Origin of the sequence: Burkholderia cepacia (assembly GCF_001039005.1) — a bacterium.
Classification (GTDB): domain Bacteria; phylum Pseudomonadota; class Gammaproteobacteria; order Burkholderiales; family Burkholderiaceae; genus Burkholderia; species Burkholderia theae.
The window spans coordinates 123,933-143,495 of the sequence record NZ_LDWR01000029.1; the positions used below are offsets into that span (position 1 = coordinate 123,933).

21 protein-coding genes are annotated in these 19,563 nt (G+C 67.7%); 19 read left to right on the forward strand and 2 right to left on the reverse strand.

Going from position 1 to position 19,563, the window contains the following annotated elements:
- Window position 1 precedes the first annotated feature (1 nt).
- From VL15_RS18030 to VL15_RS18050, 5 genes are all read left to right on the forward strand, one after another.
- The gene (locus tag VL15_RS18030; RefSeq protein ID WP_048247353.1) at window positions 2-367 is read left to right on the forward strand and encodes a hypothetical protein; all 366 of its coding nucleotides are present in this window, start codon (window positions 2-4) and stop codon (window positions 365-367) included.
- A 47-nt stretch (window positions 368-414) separates the two neighbouring features.
- Window positions 415-1,830, forward strand: a complete 1,416-nt coding sequence (locus VL15_RS18035; protein WP_048247559.1) for a Do family serine endopeptidase — start codon at window positions 415-417, stop codon at window positions 1,828-1,830.
- Between the two features lie 50 nt (window positions 1,831-1,880).
- Window positions 1,881-2,360 carry a hypothetical protein gene (locus VL15_RS18040; protein WP_048247355.1) on the forward strand — a complete coding sequence of 160 codons (480 nt, stop codon included), beginning with the start codon at window positions 1,881-1,883 and terminating at the stop codon, window positions 2,358-2,360.
- A gap of 55 nt (window positions 2,361-2,415) precedes the next feature.
- Window positions 2,416-2,952 (forward strand): type 6 secretion system effector deamidase TecA, encoded by a 537-nt coding sequence (tecA, locus tag VL15_RS18045; RefSeq protein WP_230684479.1) that lies wholly within the window; start codon window positions 2,416-2,418, stop codon window positions 2,950-2,952.
- 287 nt (window positions 2,953-3,239) lie between these two features.
- Window positions 3,240-4,133 carry an IclR family transcriptional regulator gene (locus VL15_RS18050; RefSeq protein ID WP_048247358.1) on the forward strand — a complete coding sequence of 298 codons (894 nt, stop codon included), beginning with the start codon at window positions 3,240-3,242 and terminating at the stop codon, window positions 4,131-4,133.
- A gap of 37 nt (window positions 4,134-4,170) precedes the next feature.
- Here VL15_RS18050 and VL15_RS18055 read toward each other — a convergent pair whose 3' ends face one another.
- Together VL15_RS18055 and VL15_RS18060 are read right to left on the reverse strand one after the other, a co-directional pair.
- The gene (locus VL15_RS18055) at window positions 4,171-4,473 is read right to left on the reverse strand and encodes a DUF1330 domain-containing protein (protein WP_048247360.1); all 303 of its coding nucleotides are present in this window, start codon (window positions 4,471-4,473) and stop codon (window positions 4,171-4,173) included.
- Between the two features lie 136 nt (window positions 4,474-4,609).
- The gene (locus tag VL15_RS18060) at window positions 4,610-5,689 is read right to left on the reverse strand and encodes a porin (RefSeq protein ID WP_048247362.1); all 1,080 of its coding nucleotides are present in this window, start codon (window positions 5,687-5,689) and stop codon (window positions 4,610-4,612) included.
- Between the two features lie 446 nt (window positions 5,690-6,135).
- On the opposite strand from VL15_RS18060, the gene VL15_RS18065 reads away from it, so the two are divergent.
- The 14 genes from VL15_RS18065 to VL15_RS18130 all read left to right on the forward strand — a co-directional run bounded on the left by VL15_RS18065 (window position 6,136) and on the right by VL15_RS18130 (window position 19,458).
- Complete coding sequence (locus VL15_RS18065) at window positions 6,136-6,453, forward strand: non-heme iron oxygenase ferredoxin subunit (protein WP_048247364.1); 318 nt, start codon at window positions 6,136-6,138, stop codon at window positions 6,451-6,453.
- 1 nt (window position 6,454) lies between these two features.
- The gene (locus VL15_RS18070; RefSeq protein WP_048247367.1) at window positions 6,455-6,766 is read left to right on the forward strand and encodes a recombinase-like helix-turn-helix domain-containing protein; all 312 of its coding nucleotides are present in this window, start codon (window positions 6,455-6,457) and stop codon (window positions 6,764-6,766) included.
- 54 nt (window positions 6,767-6,820) lie between these two features.
- Window positions 6,821-7,891, forward strand: a complete 1,071-nt coding sequence (locus VL15_RS18075; protein WP_048247369.1) for an aromatic ring-hydroxylating oxygenase subunit alpha — start codon at window positions 6,821-6,823, stop codon at window positions 7,889-7,891.
- Window positions 7,884-8,654, forward strand: a complete 771-nt coding sequence (locus tag VL15_RS18080) for an SDR family oxidoreductase (protein ID WP_048247371.1) — start codon at window positions 7,884-7,886, stop codon at window positions 8,652-8,654. Before VL15_RS18075 ends, VL15_RS18080 begins: the two co-directional genes overlap by 8 nt.
- A gap of 29 nt (window positions 8,655-8,683) precedes the next feature.
- Window positions 8,684-9,211, forward strand: a complete 528-nt coding sequence (locus VL15_RS18085; protein WP_048247372.1) for a cupin domain-containing protein — start codon at window positions 8,684-8,686, stop codon at window positions 9,209-9,211.
- Window positions 9,212-9,229: 18 nt separating this feature from the next.
- On the forward strand, window positions 9,230-10,126 hold the full coding sequence (locus VL15_RS18090) for an alpha/beta fold hydrolase (protein WP_048247374.1): 897 nt from the start codon (window positions 9,230-9,232) through the stop codon (window positions 10,124-10,126).
- Window positions 10,123-10,980, forward strand: a complete 858-nt coding sequence (locus tag VL15_RS18095) for an IclR family transcriptional regulator (RefSeq protein ID WP_048247376.1) — start codon at window positions 10,123-10,125, stop codon at window positions 10,978-10,980. The genes VL15_RS18090 and VL15_RS18095 overlap by 4 nt, the downstream gene beginning before the upstream one ends.
- Window positions 10,977-11,774 (forward strand): SDR family oxidoreductase, encoded by a 798-nt coding sequence (locus VL15_RS18100; protein WP_048247378.1) that lies wholly within the window; start codon window positions 10,977-10,979, stop codon window positions 11,772-11,774. Before VL15_RS18095 ends, VL15_RS18100 begins: the two co-directional genes overlap by 4 nt.
- Window positions 11,767-13,434, forward strand: a complete 1,668-nt coding sequence (locus VL15_RS18105) for a thiamine pyrophosphate-binding protein (protein WP_048247380.1) — start codon at window positions 11,767-11,769, stop codon at window positions 13,432-13,434. Before VL15_RS18100 ends, VL15_RS18105 begins: the two co-directional genes overlap by 8 nt.
- Entirely contained in the window at window positions 13,427-14,242 is an 816-nt protein-coding gene (locus VL15_RS18110) for an aspartate dehydrogenase (protein ID WP_048247382.1), read from the forward strand. The genes VL15_RS18105 and VL15_RS18110 overlap by 8 nt, the downstream gene beginning before the upstream one ends.
- 72 nt (window positions 14,243-14,314) lie before the next feature.
- Entirely contained in the window at window positions 14,315-15,805 is a 1,491-nt protein-coding gene (locus tag VL15_RS18115) for an aldehyde dehydrogenase (RefSeq protein ID WP_048247384.1), read from the forward strand.
- A gap of 18 nt (window positions 15,806-15,823) precedes the next feature.
- Window positions 15,824-16,786: a VOC family protein gene (locus VL15_RS18120; protein ID WP_048247386.1), complete on the forward strand. Its 963-nt coding sequence runs from the start codon at window positions 15,824-15,826 to the stop codon at window positions 16,784-16,786.
- The gene (locus tag VL15_RS18125; protein ID WP_048247388.1) at window positions 16,783-18,027 is read left to right on the forward strand and encodes an NAD(P)/FAD-dependent oxidoreductase; all 1,245 of its coding nucleotides are present in this window, start codon (window positions 16,783-16,785) and stop codon (window positions 18,025-18,027) included. Before VL15_RS18120 ends, VL15_RS18125 begins: the two co-directional genes overlap by 4 nt.
- A 30-nt stretch (window positions 18,028-18,057) precedes the next feature.
- Window positions 18,058-19,458, forward strand: a complete 1,401-nt coding sequence (locus VL15_RS18130; protein WP_048247390.1) for an MFS transporter — start codon at window positions 18,058-18,060, stop codon at window positions 19,456-19,458.
- Window positions 19,459-19,563: the final 105 nt, after the last annotated feature.

The window sequence follows — 19,563 nt, forward strand, 5'->3', positions numbered from 1 at the left end:
GATGAAGATGCGACGAAACGGAATCGCGACGATCGTCTGCCTGCTGCTGGCGGCTGGCGCACACGCGCAGGGCAGCCGCGCGGCGGCGCCGGCCAACGCAGGTTCGGCAACGAAGCCGGTGTGCGTCGACGCGGAAGTCGACGGCAAGCGCGCGCTGTCGTACGACTGCCTGAGTCAGCAGTTGAAGCCGACGGCCGAGCCGCAGGCGGGGGCATCGCAAACGGATTCGGAGCGGCTGTCGAAGCAGCCGTCGAACCGTCTCGGCACGTTCAACCTGTCGACCGAGCAGAACCGCTTCGGTTCGAACTGGGGCCGTTCGGTGACGCCGCAGCGACCCGATGCGCCGGTCGCGGTGCCGCCGAAGTGACGCAGGCGATTGCCATCGCGGCACGGGCATCGACGAGGAACAGCGACATGAAAGCGGGCAAGCATACGGGCCGGACGAGGGGGCTGCGGGCGATCGCGGGCGGGCTCGCGTTTGCCTGCGCGTGTGCGACGGCACCGGCCGCCGAGCGGCCGGCGCAGGCGGGTGCCGCGCCGCCGACCGTCGCGCTGCCGAACTTCGCCGCGCTGGTCCGGCGCGTCGGCCCGGCCGTCGTCAACATCAGCGTCACGCGCGAAGTCACGCAGATGGGCATCCAGTTGCCGCCCGGCATCGCGCCCGATCATCCGCTCGCGCCGTTTCTCGCGCGGCGCGTGATCGGCAACCGCGAGGAAGTGAGTCTCGGCTCCGGCTTCATCGTCAGCGCGGACGGCGTGATCCTGACGAACCGGCACGTCGTCGGCGACGCGACCACCATCGACGTGAAGCTGACCGACAAGCGGCAGTTCAAGGGGCGCGTGATCGGCAGCGATCCCGTGTCCGATGTCGCGGTGATCCGCATCGACGCGCACAACCTGCCGGTCGTTGCGACCGGCGACCCCGCGCGCACCGAAGTCGGCGACTGGGTGATGGCGATCGGTTCGCCGTACGGGTTCGCGAACACGGTCACGCAGGGCATCGTCAGCGCGAAATCGCGATCGTTGCCCGGCGAGCGCGCGATTCCGTTCATCCAGACCGACGTGCCGATCAACCCCGGCAATTCGGGCGGCCCGCTGTTCGACCTCGGCGGCCGCGTGATCGCGATCAACTCGATGATCTTCTCGAAGACGGGCGGTTATCAGGGGCTCGCGTTCGCGATTCCGATCGACATCGCGCTCGACGTGAAGGACCAGTTGCTGCGGACCGGCAAGGTCACGCGCGGCCGGCTCGGCGTGGCCGTGCAGGAAGTGAGCCAGGCGCTTGCGCGTTCGTTCGGCCTCGCGAGTCCGGACGGCGCGCTGATCACGATGGTCGAAGCGGACGGCCCGGCCGCGCACGCGGGCCTGCAGGCGGGCGACGTCGTGCTCGCGGTCGACGGCAAGCCGGTGGCCGAATCGTCGGACCTGCTCGGCACGGTCGCCGGCATGCGCGCCGGGCGGCAGGCCGACCTGCTGGTGTGGCGCGCGGGGCGGGCGATGCACGTGGTCGCGACGGTCGGCGCGTTCGACAGCGGCACGGCATCGGCGGGCGGCGAGCAAGGGCCTGCGCGGTTCGGGCTCGCGCTGCGCGCGGCGACCGAGCAGGAACGCCAGCGGCTCGGCGTCGGCCAGGCGCTCGTCGTCGAGCAGGCGAGCGGCCAGGCCGCCCGCGCGGGTTTGCAGCCCGGCGACGTCGTGCTGTCGGTCAACGGCACGCCGGTCGCGAGTATCGGCGCGCTGATGACCGAGATCGACGCCGCGCACGGCAACGTCGCGCTGCTCGTCCAGCGCGGCGGCACGCGGTTGTATGTGCCGATCGAAATCGGCTGAGCGGGCGCGGCAACGCGGCACATGAGCGAATCGTCGAAACGGGAGGCGGGATGAAGCGAATGCAGAAGTGGGGCGCGTCCGGGTGGCTGCGGGCGATCGCCGTCGGATATGCGCTGGTCGTGGGGGCCACGCCGGCCGTCGCGCAGACAGCCGATGTGCCGCAGACGTGGATCCGTTATGGCCAGCTTGCCGGCCAGCAGTTCCAGGCGTGGCTCGAAGCAGACGGCGATGCGGCCGACCGGCTGCATCGTTATCTCGAGACGCGCGTGCTGAATGCGAGCGCCGATGCGCCGCCGCCCGCGATCGTCGTGCGCGCGTGGATCGGCGCGAACGGCGCCGTCACGCGCATCGAATTCGCGTCGCTCGGCGACGCCGACGCGGACGCGACGCTGCGCCAACTGCTCACGGCCGGCCCGCTCGCGGAGCCGCCACCGCCCGACATGCTGCAGCCGCTGCGCGTGCGCCTGCGGCTCGCACCGAATCCTGACGCGGCGGCCGCCGCACCGGCGTCGGCGGTACGCACGCCGTGACGCTCGGAGTCGAAAGCTGAAGCCTGGCCGATGCCGGTGGATATCGTAATAAGATATGAGGTTATTGCGTTGGCAGGACGCTGACGACCCTTTTCGTCAAAAGGAGCTACCCATGCAACTGACCCAGTTAGGCGGACATGTCGCCCAATCCGGTTTCCCCGAACGGCAGAAACATGCGCAAGCGCTGATGTTCGGCATGGCCAACATCAACGAGTACGTGTCCGCCGGCGTCTGCTACGACGCCGCGGCCTATGTCAGGTACCTGATGCGCGGCGACGCGATGATCGCGCCCGGTGCGCTGCTCGACACGGTCGGCCAACTCTGGAAGACGCGCTTCAACTTCGAGGCCGGCGATCAGTGGGACGGGCGCGCCGCCATTCCGGCGGGAACCGCGGTCGGCTTCTCCCGGAACGGCAATGTCTTTCATGCGGCGATCGCGGTCGGCGGCAGCCGGATCCGGGCGGTGAATGGCGGCCGTCTGGGCAGCGGATGGATGTATGCGGTCGATCTTGCACGGGAACTCGCGCCGGATGCGGCCGGCGGCTTCACGTACGACCGCGCGAACATCCGGGTTCACCTGTCGCGCCTGTAGGCAACCCGGCATCGAATACCGCGCCGGCCGCCATCCTGCGGCCGCTCGCGGCGCGCACGGACCGCGCGGCGGTTTCCCGCCGTTCGGCGATATCCGCATGGCGTCGCGCCGTCCATCGCTGCTATCCTCTCGACCGTGAATGACGCTTCATGGGGTCGCGGATGCGCATGCTGCGTCGCGGTGATGCGCGGGGTGCGAGCGCTGCGTGCGCACTGAGGTAGCATGACTGAATATCCACGATGATCCATGGCCTGTTTCGTGATTGATTTCCTTCCGTCCATGTCCACATGGTCAAGACAACGATGAGCGGCGCTCCCGAATCTGCCTCGCCCGGCGACGACGAATCGTCCGGCGGTGCGTCGTCCTATCTGGTGCCGGGGCTCGAACGCGGGCTGCGGATTCTCGCCGAATTTTCCGCGCGCGAGCCCGTGCTCGGCGCGCCCGAATTGTCCAAGCGCATCGGCATTCCGCGCACGACCACGTTCCGTCTGCTGCAGACGCTCGAGGCGCTCGGTTTTCTCGAGCGCGTGAACGGCGACCGCTATTTCCGGCTCGGCGTCGGCGTGCTGCGGCTCGGCTTCGAATACCTGAACTCGCTCGAACTGACCGATCTCGGCGCGCCCGTGCTCGAACGGCTGCGCGATTCCACGGGCTTCTCGACGCACCTGCTGATCCGCGACCAGCGCGATGTCGTGTTCGTCGCGAAGGCACAGAGCAACACATCGATGTTCGGCTCGGTGAAGGTGCATGTCGGCACGCGCTTGCCCGCGCATGCGACCGTGCACGGTCATGTGCTGATGGGCGACCTGACGCGCGACGCGCTGCGCCAGCTCTATCCGGAAAAGCGGCTCGAACAGTTCACCGAGCGCACGCCGGGCACCGTCGACGAACTGTACGAACGCGTGCGTCAGTACGCGCGGCTCGGCTACGCGGTCAGCGAGGCGGCATTCGAGAGCGGCATTTCGGCTGTCACGGCGCCGGTGCGCGATCATTCGGGCTCGATCGTCGCGGCGATCACCGCGACGGTGCCGCGCTCGGAGATCGGCGAGGCCGGCGAGAAGGAGCGGCTCGTCGAAGCCGTGTGCGGCGCGGCGGTCGACCTGTCGCAGCGGCTGAACTATCGTCCGCTCGAAAGCGATCCGACCTTCGCGCACGCGCGCCACAAGGTCGCGATGTTCTGACCGTGCCGATGCGCGGCCGGCCGGGCCGCCGTCGTGCTCACGCGCCCGGTGCGGGCAGGCCGTGCACGAGCAGCGCGAGCGTGTCCGCGCCCGCCTGGCGATCCACGGAAATCGCCTGGTACTCCGGCGACTCGATGAACCGGCGCGCTGCTGCTTCGTCGGGAAACGACATCAGCACCACCTTGTTCCGGTCCCATTCCCCCTCGAGCGTCACCGGCGCGTCGTCAGCCGCGAGCAGGCGGCCGTCGAACCTGCGGAATACATCCATGAAGCGCGCCTGATACCGGTCGTATGCGTCGCGCTGCGTGAAGCGAAGTTGCGCCAGCAAGTAGACGGCCACGGTCGTCTCCGTTCGTCGGAATCCGCCGATGCTACCCGTTGCCGGCGCGACGCGGACGGCCTCGCCAAAGAAAACAGCGGCCCGCGGGCCGCTGTTTTTTCATCTCGGGCGCCGAACGCCCGATGCGTGAACCTGCTCAGAACGAGTGGTGGATCCCGGTCAGCACGATCACCTGGTTCGCGGTGCTCGACACGCCGGCCGTGAAGAACGCGGCTTTCGCACCGCCCGAACCGTGTTCGACCAGCACGTTCGCATAAAGCTGCGTGCGCTTCGACAGCGCATAGATGTCGCCGAGCTCGAGCTGCGTCCAGCGGCGGCCGGCCAGCGTCGTGGTCGCCGCGCCGCCCGCGATCGTGTTGAACGCGCTGCTGCGGTAGTTCACGCCCGCGTCGTAGCTCTGGAACGTGTCCGAAAAACCGTTCGACTGCATCTTCGTGCGCGTGTAGAGGCCGTGCACGAGGAAGTCGCCGAACTGGTAGGACGCGCCCGCGCCGATGTTCTCGACCTTGTTCGCGGTGTAGCCGTTCGCGGTGTTCTGCCCCTGGAACGACGTGATGCCGGTCTGGCTGATCAGGATCGAGCGGTCGTGCTCGTTCGAGTAGACGGCCGACGCCTTGAACGGCCCGTTCGCATAGTTCAGCGCGACGCCGACCGACTTGCCGGTCGAGAAGTTCGTCGTGTTGCCGAGCGCCATCGTTGCCGCGGCGGAGAAGCCCGCGTAGCTCGGCGAGCGGTATTTGACCGCGTTGTTGTACGGCACGTTGCCGGTCGCGGCGAGCCCGTCGATGTTGCCGGGGTGGAACGCGTACCAGCTCATTGCGAGGTAGGCCGTGCTGAGCGGATCCAGATAGTCGAACGACAGCGGGGTCTGGCGGCCGAGCGTCAGCGTGCCGTAGCGCTCCGAACTGAGGCCGACGAACGCCGCGCGGTTCCAGATCGTGTTCGCGGTCGCGAACTGGCCGTTGTTCGTATAGAAGCCGTCTTCGAGCTGGAAGATCGCCGACAGGCCGTCGCCGAGGTCTTCCTTGCCCTTCAGGCCCCACCGATCGGGCTGCGTGTTGCCCTGGATCATCGCCCACTTCGCATGGCCGCCGACGTTGTTCACGTACGCGACGCCCGCATCCATGCTGCCGTACAGCACCACGCTGCTCTGCGCCCACGCGCCGGACACGGCGCCCAATCCGATGACTGCTGCTGCTACCGCATGCTTGACCATTTGATCTCCTGACTCTCCAACCTGATGAAAACGTGCCGTGGCGGCATGCGCGGTGACGGCCGGCCGTCGCGCGTGTTCCACCGCCGGGTGGGCATTCGTATGTTCCATATAAGGAACAGTGTGCCTCTGATGGAATGGAGTATAGAGGTGTCATGCGCGTGATCAAAAATAAATTTTTCGGGACGGATGGGTTCCCGGACGCTGCCCGACACCGGTGCGCGACGCCCGCAAAAATGGCATAACTCCCCGTCACACAACACAAATTTACATTTGATAGGGTAGGCGGAAGCAATGGTCGACCCGGCGGTCGGTGTTTTCCCTAGGGCATGCAGCTTTTTGTTTTACTCGTGGAAAGTCGCTCCTATAATCACCATCCATAAACTGATGTTCCTAATATGGAACAAAAGAGAAGCAAACCGAGAGTCGATCAGAAGGAAGGGTGTGAGATGTCTGAACAATGGATTTGCGCCGGACACGCCGGCGCGCTGTCGGAAGACACGCCGATCGAGTTCAAGCGGACCGACGGCGTCGAAATCGGGATCTACCGCGTCGGCGACGACGTGTATGCGCTCGAGAACGTGTGCCCGCATGCATACGCGCTGCTCACGCAGGGGTTCGTCGACGAAGGCACGGTCGAATGCCCGCTGCACGAGGCCGTGTTCGACATCAAGACGGGCGAATGCCTGAAGGGTCCGGGCGGACGCGCGCTGAAGCAGTACACGGTGCGCCTCGCCGGCGAGGAAATCCAGATCAAGGTGGAATGACATGAAAGAAGCGACCGTCAACTTCAATCCCTTCCTGAAGCCGTGGGTGGCGCCGCAGCCGAACAACGTCGCGGGCAAGGGGCAGATCGAGATCCCCGGTCAGGTCGAGAACCGGATCTGGCAGAACCGCAAGGCCGAGCCGACCCAGTACGAGAACGACCTCGGCGACGCGCTCGAACGCGTGTTCGAAGCCGGCGCGACCGAGCTGGACGATGTCGTCGCGGGCCTGAACCGCATCGGTTTCCGCGCGCCGGACGGCACGACGTGGACCCCCGAGCGCTTCCGCGCCGAACTGGCCTCGCTCGCGGAATGACCGCGCCGAGCGCGTGACCGCCGACCCGACGACAACCGCATCCGGAGCACACTGATGACGTCCCCCGTACAACACGCAGTCCAACACGACCCGGTCCGTGACTATCTCGACCGCGGCATCAAGAACTACTGGTATCCCGTCGCGCCGAGCTGGCAGGTGTCGAATGCGCCCGTCGGCCTCACGCGCCTGTCCGAGCAGATCGTGCTGTGGCGCGATCACGAGGGCAAGGTCCACGCGCTGGAAGATCGCTGTCCGCACCGCGGCGCGCGCCTGTCGCTCGGCTGGAACCTCGGCGGCAACATCGCCTGCTGGTATCACGGCATCGAAGTCGACGGCGGCGGCACGGTCAACCGTGTGCCGGCCGTGTCGAACTGTCCGCTCGAAGGCACGACGTGCGTGAAGTCGTATCCGGTCGAAGAGAAGGCCGGCGCGATCTTCCTGTGGTTCGGCGACGAAGCGCACGGCGAGCCGGCACCGCTGAACCTGCCCGAGGAACTGGTCGCCGACGAATACGCGCACTTCCTGTGCGTGTCGAACTGGAAGTGCAATTACCAGTACGCGATCGACAACGTGATGGACCCGATGCACGGCGCGTACCTGCATGCGACGTCGCACTCGATGGCCGAAGGCGACAAGCAGGCCGACATGCGCGTGCGCAAGACGGAAACGGGCCTGATGTTCGAGAAGATCGGCCAGCGCGACGTGAATTTCGACTGGGTCGAGCTCGGCGAAACGGGCTGCCTGTGGATGCGCCTCGCGATTCCGTACAAGCAGAAGTTCGGCCCGGGCGGCAACTTCGGGATCATCGGCTTCGCGACGCCGGTCGACGGCGACAACTGCCAGGTCTACTTCTGGCGCACGCGCAAGGTCGACGGCTGGCAGCGCGACGTGTGGCGCTTCATGTACCGCAACCGCCTCGAAGGCCTGCACTGGGACGTGCTCGAGCAGGACCGCTACGTCCTCGAAAGCCTCGCGCCGCAGGCACGCGATCACGAATACCTGTACCAGCACGACATCGGCGTCACGCGGGTGCGCCGGATGCTGCGCCAACGCGCGCAGGAACACCTGTCCGCGCTCGACGCGCATCGCGCGGCGCAGGCCGCTTCGGAGCCCGCGAATGGCTGAGTACGCTCCGGTCGTGTCGCTCGCGGGGCGCCGCGTGCTCGTCACGGGCGGCGCGCGCGGTCTCGGCGCGGCGTTCGTGAAGGCGCTCGTCGCGGCGGGCGCGCAGGTCGCGTTCGGCGACGTGCTGGTCGACGAAGGCCGCGCGCTTGCGGAAGAACTCGCGCAAGCCGGCCATGCCGCGTTTTTCTTCGCGCTCGACCTGGCCGATCCGGCGAGCGTCGACGCATTCGTCGCGCAGGGCGCGGCGGCGCTCGGCGGCATCGATGCCCTGATCAACAACGCGGCAATCACGAACTCGGGCGGCAAGCTGTCGACGGAGCTGGACGTGTCGACCTGGGACGCCGTGATGAACGTGAACGTGCGCGGCGTGTGGCTCGTCAGCAATGCAGCGCTGCCGCACCTCGCGCAGTCGGGTCGCGGCGCGATCGTGAACCTCGCATCGGACACCGCGTTGTGGGGCGCGCCGAGGCTGCTCGCGTACGTCGCGAGCAAGGGCGCGGTGATCGCGATGACGCATGCGCAGGCACGCGAGTTCGGCGCGCACGGCGTGACGGTCAACGCGATCGCGCCGGGGCTGACCGAAGTCGAGGCAACCGCGTACGTGCCGGCCGAGCGCCACGCGTTCTACATGCAGGGCCGTGCGCTGACACGCGCGCAGGTGCCCGACGACGTGACGGGCCCCGTGCTGTTCCTGCTGTCGGACGGCGCGCGCTTCGTGACGGGCCAACTGCTGCCGGTGAACGGCGGCTTCGTAATGAATTGATGTTTTCACTCTGAATGAAGGAGAGGACGATGGCGGACGCCGATCTCGATCGCAAGTCGTGGGACCAGCCGGAAGGCGCAAGCTTTGAAGACTGGATGGAAGGGCGCGTGGCGCGTTATGCGACGCGGCGCTACGACTGGGACGCGCTGAAGTTCCAGGCCGACTACGACCCGAAGTACCGCCGCGCGCAGATGCGCTATGTCGGCACGGGCGGCACGGGCGTCGCGAAGGACGTCAACACGGTGCCGGCCGGCAACTTCACGTTCTCGACGATGGTCATCCCGGCCGGCAACATCGGCCCAAGCCACATCCACATCGACGTCGAGGAAATCTTCTTCGTGCTGCGCGGCAAGATGAAGGTGATCTGCGAGCGCGACGGGCAGACGTGGGAAGCGATCCTCGGCGAGCGCGACCTGATCTCGGTGCCGCCGGGCGTGTATCGCACGGAAATCAACATCGGCGAGGAAGACGCGCTGATGTGCGTGATGCTCGGTTCGTCGAAGCCGATCACGCCGACCTATCCGCCCGATTCGCCGCTGGCGAAGATCAAGCGTTGAGTCGGGGCGGGTGAAGCAATGAGTGTCATCGACAAACGTGAACGCGACCGCACCGCGGCGTTCGCCGCGCTGCTCGGGCAGTTTCCCGAGCAGCGTTGCGCGGCCGGCGCGGCGGGCACGATCGGTTATCGCGAGGCCGGCGCGCAGCATGCGGGCCGCGCGCTGCCGGTCGTGCTGCTGCACGGAATCGGCTCGGGCGCCGCATCGTGGGTATGCCAGCTCGACGCGCTCGGCGCATCGCGGCGCGTGCTCGCGTGGGATGCGCCCGGCTACGGCGTGTCGACGCCCGTGCATGGCGCATCGCCGGCCGCCGCCGATTACGCGGCGTCGCTGAACGCGTGGCTCGAGGCACTCGGCATCGAACACTGCGTGCTGGTCGGTCATTCGCTCGGCGCGATCATCGCGGGCGGTCTCGCCCGTGCGATGCCCGCGCGGATCGCCGGTCTGCTGCTGGTCTCGCCCGCGGGCGGCTACGGCAGCGCACCGGTCGAAACGCGCGAATCGCGCCGCGACGCGCGGCTCGCGATGCTCGCGGAACTCGGTCCGGAAGGGCTCGCCGAGCAGCGCAGCGGCAACATGCTGTCGGGTTTCGCGAGTGAGGATGCGCGTGCGTGGGTGCGCTGGAACATGGCGCGCATCGTGCCGGCCGGCTACGCGCAGGCTACGCATCTGCTTGCGAACGCCGATCTCGCGACCGATCTCGCCGGCTTTCGCGGCCGCACGGCCGTGGCCGTCGGCGCGAACGACGCGATCACGCCGCCCGCTGCCTGCGAACGGATCGCCGCGGCCGCGCAGGTCGGGCTGCAGGTGATTCCGCAAGCAGGACACGCCGGTTACGTGGAAGCGCCGGCCGTTTATTCCGCACTGGTCGCTACATTCTGCCGTCAGTGCGATACGCAGCGAGGGCTGGTATGAGCGAACCGCTGCAACAACACGAATCCGAAAACGCGAAGGCGGAAGCCAGCTACGTGGTGCCGGGCCTCGAACGCGGGCTGCGGATTCTCGCCGAATTCTCGCCGCGCGAGCCCGTGCTCGGCGCGCCCGAGTTGTCGAAGCGGCTCGGCATTCCGCGCACGACGGTATTCCGTCTGCTGCAGACGCTCGAATCGCTGGGTTTCCTCGAGCGCGCGGACAAGGATCGCAACTACAAGCTCGGCATCGCCGTGCTGCGGCTCGGCTTCGAATACCTGAGCTCGCTGGAGCTGACCGATCTCGGCCTGCCCGTGATCGAAAGCCTGCGCGATGCGACCGGCTTCACGACGCACATCGTGATCCGCGACGGCCGCGACGTGGTGTTCGTCGCGAAGGCGCAGAGCCAGTCGCCGGTGTTCAGCTCGATCCGCGTGAACGTCGGCACGCGCTTGCCCGCGTATGCGACGACGCACGGCCACGTGCTGATGGGCGACCTGTCGCTGAAGGAGTTGCACGCGCTGTATCCGGAACGCGCGCTGAACCGGATGACGAGCGCGACGCCGGAGACGGTCGACGCGCTGTACGAAGTGATCCGCGAGGATGCGCTGCGCGGCTACGGCGTCAGCAATTCGTCGTTCGAGCGCGGCATCTCGGTGGTCACGGCGCCGGTGCGCAACGAGACGCAGCGGATCGTTGCATGCATCACGGTGACGGTGCCGCGGCCGGAGATCGATGCGGCGCTGATCGCCGACGGGTTGATCGACAAGGTGCAGCGCGCGGCGGCGGAATTGTCGCGGCGGCTCAATTACCGCTCGGATGACGAGCACACGTTTCTCAAGGCTTTAGGACTGCGATGATTGAGATCGATCTGACCGGGCAGGTTGCGGTGGTGACGGGCGGTTCGTCCGGCATCGGCCTCGCGACCGCCGAACGGTTCTTGCAGGCCGGCGCATCGGTCGCGATCTGCGGCCGCGACAGCGACCGCCTCGTGCGCGCCGAAGCAACGCTCCGCGAAAAATATCCGGGCGTGCAACTGCTCGCCGAGCGTTGCAACGTGCTCGACGAAGCCGACGTGGCCGCGTTCGCGCAAGCGGTGTCCGCCCGCTTCGGCCGTGCCGACATGCTGGTCAACAACGCGGGCCAGGGCCGCGTGTCGACCTTCGCCGACACGACCGACGACGCATGGCGCGAAGAGCTCGAGCTGAAGTACTTCAGCATCATCCGCCCGACGCGCGCGTTCCTGCCGCTGCTGCGCGACGCGCAGGCACCGACGATCACCTGCGTGAATTCGCTGCTCGCGCTGCAGCCGGAGCCGCACATGGTCGCGACGTCGTCGGCGCGCGCGGGCGTGCTGAGCCTCGTGAAGTCGCTCGCGACCGAACTGGCGCCGCAGCGCATCCGCGTGAACTCGATCCTGATCGGCATCGTCGAGTCGGGTCAGTGGCGCCGCCGTTACGAAACGCAGGCGCAGCCCGGCGAAAGCTGGGAAGCGTGGACGGGCGCGCTCGCCCGCAAGAAGAACATTCCGTTGAATCGCTTCGGCAAGCCCGACGAGGCCGCCTGGGCACTTTTTTATCTCGCAACGCATCTGTCGTCCTACACGACGGGCAGCCATATCGACGTTTCTGGAGGCTTTGCACGCCATGTCTGAAAAAACCACGGTTGGCGAGCTGATTGCCGCCTTTCTCGAGCAGTGCGGCGTGAAAACCGCATTCGGTGTCATCTCGATCCACAACATGCCGATCCTCGACGCGATCAACTCGCGCGGCAACATCCGCTATGTCGGCGCGCGCGGCGAAGCCGGCGCGGTGAACATGGCCGACGGCCTGGCCCGCGTGTCGGGCGGCCTCGGCGTCGCGTTCACGAGCACGGGCACGGCGGCGGGCAACGCGGCCGGCGCGATGGTCGAGGCACTGACGGCCGGCACCGCGATGCTGCACATCACGGGGCAGATCGAGACGCCGTACCTCGACCAGGATCTCGCGTACATCCACGAAGCGCCCGACCAGCTGACGATGCTGGACGCGATCTCGAAGGCCGCGTTCCGCGTGCGTACGGTCGAAACCGTGCTGCCGACGATCCGCGAAGCCGTGCGCATCGCGCAGACCGCGCCGACCGGCCCCGTGTCGGTCGAGATTCCGATCGACATCCAGGCTGCCGAAATCGAATGGCCGGAAGATCTTGCGCCGGCGCACATCACGGTGCGCGAGCACGACGAAGCGCGTGTCGCGAAGCTCGCCGACGCGCTTGCCGCCAAGCGCCGCCCGCTGCTGTGGCTCGGCGGCGGCGCGCGTCACGCACGCGAGGAAGTCGAACGCCTCGTGAAGCTCGGCTTCGGCGTCGTGACGAGCGTGCAGGGCCGCGGCGTGCTGCCCGAGGATCACCCGGCGACGCTCGGCGCGTTCAACGTGCACGCGTCCGTCGAGGCGTTCTACAAGACCTGCGACGCACTCGTCGTGGTCGGCTCGCGCCTGCGCGGCAACGAGACGCTGAAGTACAAGCTCGCGCTGCCGCAGCCGCTGTTCCGCGTCGATGCCGACGCGCTCGCCGACAACCGCGGTTATCGCAACGAGTTGTTCGTGCACGGCGATTCGAAGCGCGTGCTGGCCGAGCTGGCCGACCGCCTCGAAGGCCGCCTGTCGGTCGATTCGCAGTTCGCGGCCGATCTCGCGGCGGCGCGCGATCAGGCGGTGACCGACGTGGCGAAGGGCCTCGGGCCGTACAAGCAGCTCGTCGATACGCTGCAGGGCGCCGTCGGCCGCGACTACAACTGGGTGCGCGACGTGACGATCTCGAACAGCACGTGGGGCAACCGTCTGCTGAAGATCTTCGAGCCGCGCGCGGGCGTGCATGCGCTGGGCGGCGGCATCGGCCAGGGGATTCAGATGGGCATCGGCGCGGCGCTGGCGGGCGCGGCGGCGAAGACGGTCTGCCTCGTCGGCGACGGCGGCCTGATGGTCAACGTCGGCGAGCTCGTGACGGCCGTGCAGGAAAACGCGAACGTGATGATCGTGCTGATGAACGATCAGTGCTACGGCGTGATCCGCAACATCCAGGACGCGCACTACGGCGGCCGCCGCTGCTTCGTGCAATTGCACCAGCCCGATTTCGCGCAGTTCTGCGCGAGCTTCGGCCTCACGCACTACCGGATCACGTCGCTCGACCAGGCCGAAGCGATCGTGCGCGAAGGGATGGCGAAGGAAGGCCCGGTGATGGTCGAGGTCGACATGCTGTCGGTCGGCTCGTTCGCATCGCAGTTCGCAGGCCCGCCGGTGAAGAAGGAAGCGCCCACGGAGCGCCAGTATGCGTAACGCGCACGCACCCGTCGACGTCGCGATGATCGGCTTCGGTGCGATCGGCGCGGCCGTGTACCACGCGGTCGAGCACGATGCGTCGCTGCGCATCGCGCACGTGATCGTGCCGGAACACCAGCGCGCGGCGGTGCAGGGCGTGCTCGGCAGTGCGGTCGAGGTCGTATCGTCGGTCGACGCACTGGCCCGTCGCCCCGAGTTCGCGCTTGAATGCGCGGGCCACAGTGCACTCGTCGATCACGTCGTGCCGCTGCTGAGGGCCGGCACCGACTGCGCGGTCGCATCGATCGGCGCGTTGTCCGATCTCGCGCTGCTCGACGTGTTGTCGCGGGCAGCCGACGAAGGCAACGCGACGGTGACGCTGCTGTCCGGCGCGATCGGCGGCATCGACGCACTGGCTTCCGCGCAGCAGGGCGGCCTCGACGAAGTGCTGTACGTCGGCCGCAAGCCGCCGCTCGGTTGGCTCGGCACGCCGGCCGAGGCATCGTGCGACCTGCGCGCGATGACCGAGGAAAAGGTGATCTTCGAAGGCACCGCGCGCGACGCCGCGCGGCTGTATCCGAAGAACGCCAACGTCGCGGCGACCGTCGCGCTGGCGGGCCTCGGCCTCGACGCGACGCGCGTGCGCCTGATCGCCGATCCGGCCGTCGAACGCAACGTGCACCGCATTACCGCGCGCGGCGCGTTCGGCGAGATGTCGCTCGAAATGAGCGGCAAGCCGCTGCCGGACAACCCGAAGACGTCCGCGCTGACGGCGTACAGCGCGATCCGCGCGTTGCGCAACCGCGCGGCCCGCTGCGTGATCTGACCGGGCCACCAAGCGTCCGCCCGCGCCACGGCGAGGGCGGCTGTGCAGAGACAGATTTGTGGGACTTGTGACATGACTCCTTTCGATACGAGCCTCGTACCCGACGGCAACATCCTGATCGGCGGCGAATGGCGGCGCGGCCGTGGCGCGCCTTACGCGAGCATCTATCCGGCCGACCAGTCGCTGAACATGGAAGTGTCGACCGCGAACGCGGAAGACGCGGCCGAAGCCGTCGAGGCCGCCGATGCCGCATGGCGCCGCGCCGACTGGGCCGGGCTGAAGCCGCACCAGCGCGCGCAGGTGCTGTACCGCATCGCGGATCTCATCATGCAGCGCCACGAGGCACTCGCGAACCTGCAGCGCCGCGACAACGGCAAGCCGATCGGCGAGACGCGCGTGCTGGTGGCCAGCGCCGCAAACACGTTCCGCTATTTCGCGGCCTGCCTCGAAACGCTCGACGAGGAGCTGACGCCGTCGCGCGGCGACTACCTGACGATGAGCGTGTACGAGCCGATCGGCGTGATCGCGGCGATCACGCCGTGGAATTCGCCGATCGCGTCCGATGCGCAGAAACTCGCGCCGGCGCTCGCGGGCGGCAACGCGGTGGTGCTCAAGCCGGCCGAAGTCACGCCGCTCGTGTCGCTTGCGCTCGCGCGCATCTGCGAGGAAGCCGGCGTGCCCAAGGGCGTGCTGAGCGTGCTGCCCGGCAAGGGTTCGGTGATCGGCGACGTGCTCGTGCGTCATCCGCTCGTGAAGAAGGTGTCGTTTACCGGCGGCACCGAAGTGGGCCGCGGCATCGCGCGCATCGCGGCAGAAAAGCTGATGCCCGTGTCGCTCGAACTCGGTGGCAAGTCGCCGACGATCGTGTGCGACGACGCCGATCTCGATCACGCGGTCAACGGCGTGCTGTACGGCATTTTCAGCTCGTCGGGCGAAGCGTGTATCGCCGGTTCGCGGCTGTTCGTGCAGCGCGCGGTGTACGACGAATTCATGCAGCGCCTGGTTGCGGGCGCACGCAAGCTGCGCGTGGGCGACCCGACGCGGCCCGATACGCAGATGGGGCCGCTGATCACCGCGAAGCACCGCGAATCGGTCGAGCGTTACGTCGCACTGGGCCTGCAAGAAGGCGGCCGGTTGTTGTGCGGCGGCGAGCGGCCGTCGGGCGACGGGCGCGAGAACGGTTTCTTCTATCAGCCGACGATTCTCGAAGGCTTGCCGAACAGCGCGCGCATCTGCCAGGAAGAAATCTTCGGGCCCGTGCTCGTCGCGATGCCGTTCGACGATGAAGCGTCGTTGATCCGGCAGGCGAACGACAGCGTGTTCGGCCTTGCCGCCGGCATCTGGACGCGCGACTACAAGCGTGCGTGGCGCATCGCGCGTGCGCTGGAGACGGGCACCGTCTGGATCAACACGTACAAGCTGTTCTCGATCTCCACGCCGTTCTCGGGCTGGAAGGAGAGCGGGATGGGCCGCGAGAAGGGGCGTCTCGGCATCCGCGAGTACATGCAGCAGAAGAGCCTCTACTGGGGCTTGAACGACGCGCCGCTGCCGTGGGCGAACTGAGCGAAGGGGAAAAACGCAATGAGCATTTTGGGAATCGAGCAGATCACGTACGGTGTCGACGATCTCGCCACCTGCCGGCGCTTTTTCGCCGACTGGGGGCTGAAGGAAGTCGAGCACGACGACACGGAAGCACGCTTCGAGACGATGAACGGCTGCACCGTGCTGGTCGTCAAGGCCGACGATCCGGCGCTGCCGCCCGCGTTCGAAGCGGGCCCGACGCTGCGTGAAGTCACGTGGGGTGTCGCGACGCAGCAGGAACTCGACGCGCTGCGCGGCAAGTTCGCCGGCCAGCCCGGCTTTTACGCACGGAAGGATGCGCTCGGCTGCACCGACCCGAACGGGATGGCGATCCGCGTCGAGGTCACGCGCAAGCGCGAGCTCGACATCACCGGCTCGCCATCGAACGTGTGGGGCCGGACGCTGCGCGTCGACGAGCCGAGCCCGATCTATGCACGCGCGGAGCCGGTCGAGGTCGGGCATGTCGTGTTCTTCACGAACTGCCTCGACGCACAGGAAAAGTTCTATCACGAGCTGCTCGGCTTCGAGACGTCGGACCGCTACCCGGGCCGCGGTGCATTCATGCGCTGCGCGCCGCACGGCGGCCACCACGACCTGTTCCTGCTCGCGCTGCCGAATGGCAAACGCGGCCTGAACCACGTCGCGTTCACCGTGCGCGATATCCATGAAGTGTTCGGCGGCGGCATGCATATCGACCGCTGCGGTTGGGAAACGCAACTCGGCCCGGGCCGTCACCCCGTGTCGTCCGCGTACTTCTGGTATTTCCAGAATCCGGCCGGCGGCCTGATCGAGTACTACGCGGACGAGGACGTCCTGACGCCCGAGTGGCAGCCGCGCGATTTCGAGCCGGGCCCGACCGTGTTCGCCGAGTGGGCCGTCGACGGCGGCCTCGACGGCAACACGCGCCGGCAGAAGAACGCGAAAGCGCCGGAAGGCAAGTTCATGACGGAGCGCAAATCATGACCGAAGCGAACACGCCCCCGCAGCCCGCGCCGGGCACGGTCGTCGTGATCGGCGGCGGCCAGGCCGCCGGCTGGGTGCTGAAGACGTTGCGCGCGGAAGGCTACGCGGGCCGCCTCGTGATGATCGCCGACGAGGCGCACCTGCCGTACGAGCGTCCGCCGCTGTCGAAGGCCGTGCTGGCCGGCGATGCCGATATCGAAACCGTGCGCGTCGTGCGTCCCGACGAATTCGACGCGCTGAACGTCGAGGCGTGGCAGCCGGAACGCGCCGCGTCGGTCGACCGCGCGCGCCGCGTGGTGACCACCGCCAGCGGCCGCGAGATCGCATACGACCGGCTCGTGATCGCGACCGGCGGCACGTCGCGCCGCCTGCCGGACGCGATCGTGAAGACGCCGAACCTGCACTACCTGCGCACGCTCGACGAAGCGGCCGCGCTCGGCGAGAAACTGCGCGCCAGCCGGCGCGTGCTCGTGATCGGCGGCGGCTGGATCGGTCTCGAAGTCGCGGCGACCGCGCGCAAGCTCGGCGTCGAGGCGGTCGTGGTGGAAGGCGCGCCGCGGCTGTGCGGCCGCTCGGTGCCGCAGATCGTGTCGGATTTCCTGCTCGACCTGCATCGCTCGAACGGCGTCGACGTGCGTCTCGGCGCGGCACTCGCGTCGCTCGACGCGCAGCCGGACGACGCATCGAAGGTGCGCGCGACGCTGGCCGACGGCACGACGATCGACGCCGATTTCGCGGTGGCCGGCATCGGCCTCGCGCTGAATGCGTCGCTCGCGAGCGACGCGGGGCTGGCCGTCGACGACGGCATTGTCGTCGATGAATTCGGCGCGACCAGCGACCCGGCGATCTTCGCGTGCGGCGACGTCGCGAACCATCACAACGGCTGGCTGAAGCGGCGCGTGCGGCTCGAATCGTGGGCCAATGCGCAGAACCAGGCGATCGCGGCCGCGAAAGCCGTGCTGGGCGTGCGCGCACCGTACGCGGAGATTCCGTGGTTCTGGTCCGATCAGTACGACGTGAACCTGCAGATTCTGGGCGATCTGCCGGCCGATGCACAGCTCGTCGTGCGCGGCGAACTCGCCGCGCGCCGCGCGACGCTGTTTTTCCTTGGCGACGGGCATGTGAGAGGTGTCATCGCCGTGAACAACGCACGCGAGCTGAAACTCGCGCGCAAGTGGATGAACCAGGGCCGGGCAGTGGATACGGAAGCCCTGGCAGACACGACCAAAGCGCTTGCCTGACCGGGCAGAGAGACTACGGAGACACCCCGCATGAGCACTTTCGACAACGTCGTGGCCGGTCGCGCCACGATGGAAGCTGCCGCCTCCACGCCCGGCGCGATCATCGCGCGGCTCGAGCGGCTTCCGGCCAACGCGATGCAGATCCGCGCACGCGTGCTGATCGGTACCGCGACGTTCTTCGACGGCTTCGACGTGATCACGATCGCGGCGACGCTGCCGCTGCTGATTCACAAATGGGGGCTGTCGCCGACGCAGATCGGCATGCTGATCGCGTCCGGCGCGATCGGCCAGCTGATCGGCGCATTCCTGTTTCCCGCACTGGCCGAGAAGCATGGCCGCGTGAAGGCGATCGCGTGGAGCTCGGCCGTGATCGGCGTCACGAGCATCGCGTGCGGCTTCGCGCCGACCTTCGAGATCTTCGTGCTGCTGCGGATCCTGCAGGGGCTCGGGCTGGGCGGCGAGCTGCCGGTCGCCGCGACGTACATCAACGAGATCACGCGCGCGCATGGCCGTGGCCGCTTCGTGCTGCTGTACGAGATCGTGTTTCCGATCGGCCTGCTCGTGTCGATGGCGCTCGGTGCGTGGCTCGTACCGCGGTTCGGCTGGGAAATCATGTACTTTGTCGGCGGGCTGCCGCTGATCCTGTCGCTCGTGCTCACGCGTCTCGTGCCGGAATCGCCGCGCTGGCTCGCATCGCGCGGGCGGCTCGCGGAAGCCGGGCGCGCAACGAGCGTGTTCGAAGCGTCGGTGCGCGGCGAGCTGCCGCCGGTCACGCAGGTCGCCGCGTTCGACGAGATGGTGCGCCAGCATCCGAAGCGCAAGATGAGCGACCTGTTCAGCGCCGCGTATCGCAAGCGCACGCTCGCGGTGGCGACGTTGTGGGCGACCTGCGGGTTCATCCAGTACGGGTTGTCGACGTGGCTGCCGACGATCTACAAGAACTTCTATCATGCGCCGCTGCAGCTCGCGCTGAACCTCGCGGTGATCGGCTCGGTGATGGGCGTGCTCGGTTCGCTGGCGTCGGCGCTGCTCGTCGACAAGCTCGGCCGCAAGCCGGTGATCGTGTGGTCGTTCGTGCTGTGCGCGCTGTCGCTGGCGTTCGCGGGCATTTATCACGCCTCGTCGGTGTATGTCGTCGCGATCTTCTGCTCGCTGTCGCTCGGGTTGATGGCGTCGGGGTTCATTACCGCGTACGTCTATACGCCGGAACAATATCCGACGAGCATCCGCGCGTCGGGCTGCGGGCTCGGCAGCGCGTGGCTGAAGATCGCATCGTTCGTCGCGCCGATGGTCGTGCCGCACGCGATCATCGGCGGGAACCTCGCACCGGCGTTTTACCTGATCGGCGTCGTGCCGCTGATCGCCGCAGTGACCGTGCACTTCGTCGGGATCGAGACGAAGGGGAAGGTGCTGGAGGCGCTTGAAGCATAGGCGCTGCCGGTAACGGCGGATGCAGCAAAAAGGCTCGGGCGACGTCCGGGCCTTTTTGCGTTTGGCGGTCGGCATGTTCTAATCCAGCGTCCATTTTCCCGATCG

What these genes read in the sequence shown, in the direction of transcription:
- VL15_RS18030 (WP_048247353.1), top strand. Translation starts at nt 2, where the DNA reads ATGAAGATGCGACGAAACGGAATCGCGACGATCGTCTGCCTGCTGCTG.
- VL15_RS18035 (WP_048247559.1), top strand. Translation starts at nt 415, where the DNA reads ATGAAAGCGGGCAAGCATACGGGCCGGACGAGGGGGCTGCGGGCGATC.
- VL15_RS18040 (WP_048247355.1), top strand. Translation starts at nt 1,881, where the DNA reads ATGAAGCGAATGCAGAAGTGGGGCGCGTCCGGGTGGCTGCGGGCGATC.
- tecA (WP_230684479.1), top strand. Translation starts at nt 2,416, where the DNA reads ATGAGGTTATTGCGTTGGCAGGACGCTGACGACCCTTTTCGTCAAAAG.
- VL15_RS18050 (WP_048247358.1), top strand. Translation starts at nt 3,240, where the DNA reads ATGGTCAAGACAACGATGAGCGGCGCTCCCGAATCTGCCTCGCCCGGC.
- VL15_RS18060 (WP_048247362.1), bottom strand. Translation starts at nt 5,689, where the DNA reads ATGGTCAAGCATGCGGTAGCAGCAGCAGTCATCGGATTGGGCGCCGTG.
- VL15_RS18065 (WP_048247364.1), top strand. Translation starts at nt 6,136, where the DNA reads ATGTCTGAACAATGGATTTGCGCCGGACACGCCGGCGCGCTGTCGGAA.
- VL15_RS18070 (WP_048247367.1), top strand. Translation starts at nt 6,455, where the DNA reads ATGAAAGAAGCGACCGTCAACTTCAATCCCTTCCTGAAGCCGTGGGTG.
- VL15_RS18075 (WP_048247369.1), top strand. Translation starts at nt 6,821, where the DNA reads ATGACGTCCCCCGTACAACACGCAGTCCAACACGACCCGGTCCGTGAC.
- VL15_RS18080 (WP_048247371.1), top strand. Translation starts at nt 7,884, where the DNA reads ATGGCTGAGTACGCTCCGGTCGTGTCGCTCGCGGGGCGCCGCGTGCTC.
- VL15_RS18085 (WP_048247372.1), top strand. Translation starts at nt 8,684, where the DNA reads ATGGCGGACGCCGATCTCGATCGCAAGTCGTGGGACCAGCCGGAAGGC.
- VL15_RS18090 (WP_048247374.1), top strand. Translation starts at nt 9,230, where the DNA reads ATGAGTGTCATCGACAAACGTGAACGCGACCGCACCGCGGCGTTCGCC.
- VL15_RS18095 (WP_048247376.1), top strand. Translation starts at nt 10,123, where the DNA reads ATGAGCGAACCGCTGCAACAACACGAATCCGAAAACGCGAAGGCGGAA.
- VL15_RS18100 (WP_048247378.1), top strand. Translation starts at nt 10,977, where the DNA reads ATGATTGAGATCGATCTGACCGGGCAGGTTGCGGTGGTGACGGGCGGT.
- VL15_RS18105 (WP_048247380.1), top strand. Translation starts at nt 11,767, where the DNA reads ATGTCTGAAAAAACCACGGTTGGCGAGCTGATTGCCGCCTTTCTCGAG.
- VL15_RS18110 (WP_048247382.1), top strand. Translation starts at nt 13,427, where the DNA reads ATGCGTAACGCGCACGCACCCGTCGACGTCGCGATGATCGGCTTCGGT.
- VL15_RS18115 (WP_048247384.1), top strand. Translation starts at nt 14,315, where the DNA reads ATGACTCCTTTCGATACGAGCCTCGTACCCGACGGCAACATCCTGATC.
- VL15_RS18120 (WP_048247386.1), top strand. Translation starts at nt 15,824, where the DNA reads ATGAGCATTTTGGGAATCGAGCAGATCACGTACGGTGTCGACGATCTC.
- VL15_RS18125 (WP_048247388.1), top strand. Translation starts at nt 16,783, where the DNA reads ATGACCGAAGCGAACACGCCCCCGCAGCCCGCGCCGGGCACGGTCGTC.
- VL15_RS18130 (WP_048247390.1), top strand. Translation starts at nt 18,058, where the DNA reads ATGAGCACTTTCGACAACGTCGTGGCCGGTCGCGCCACGATGGAAGCT.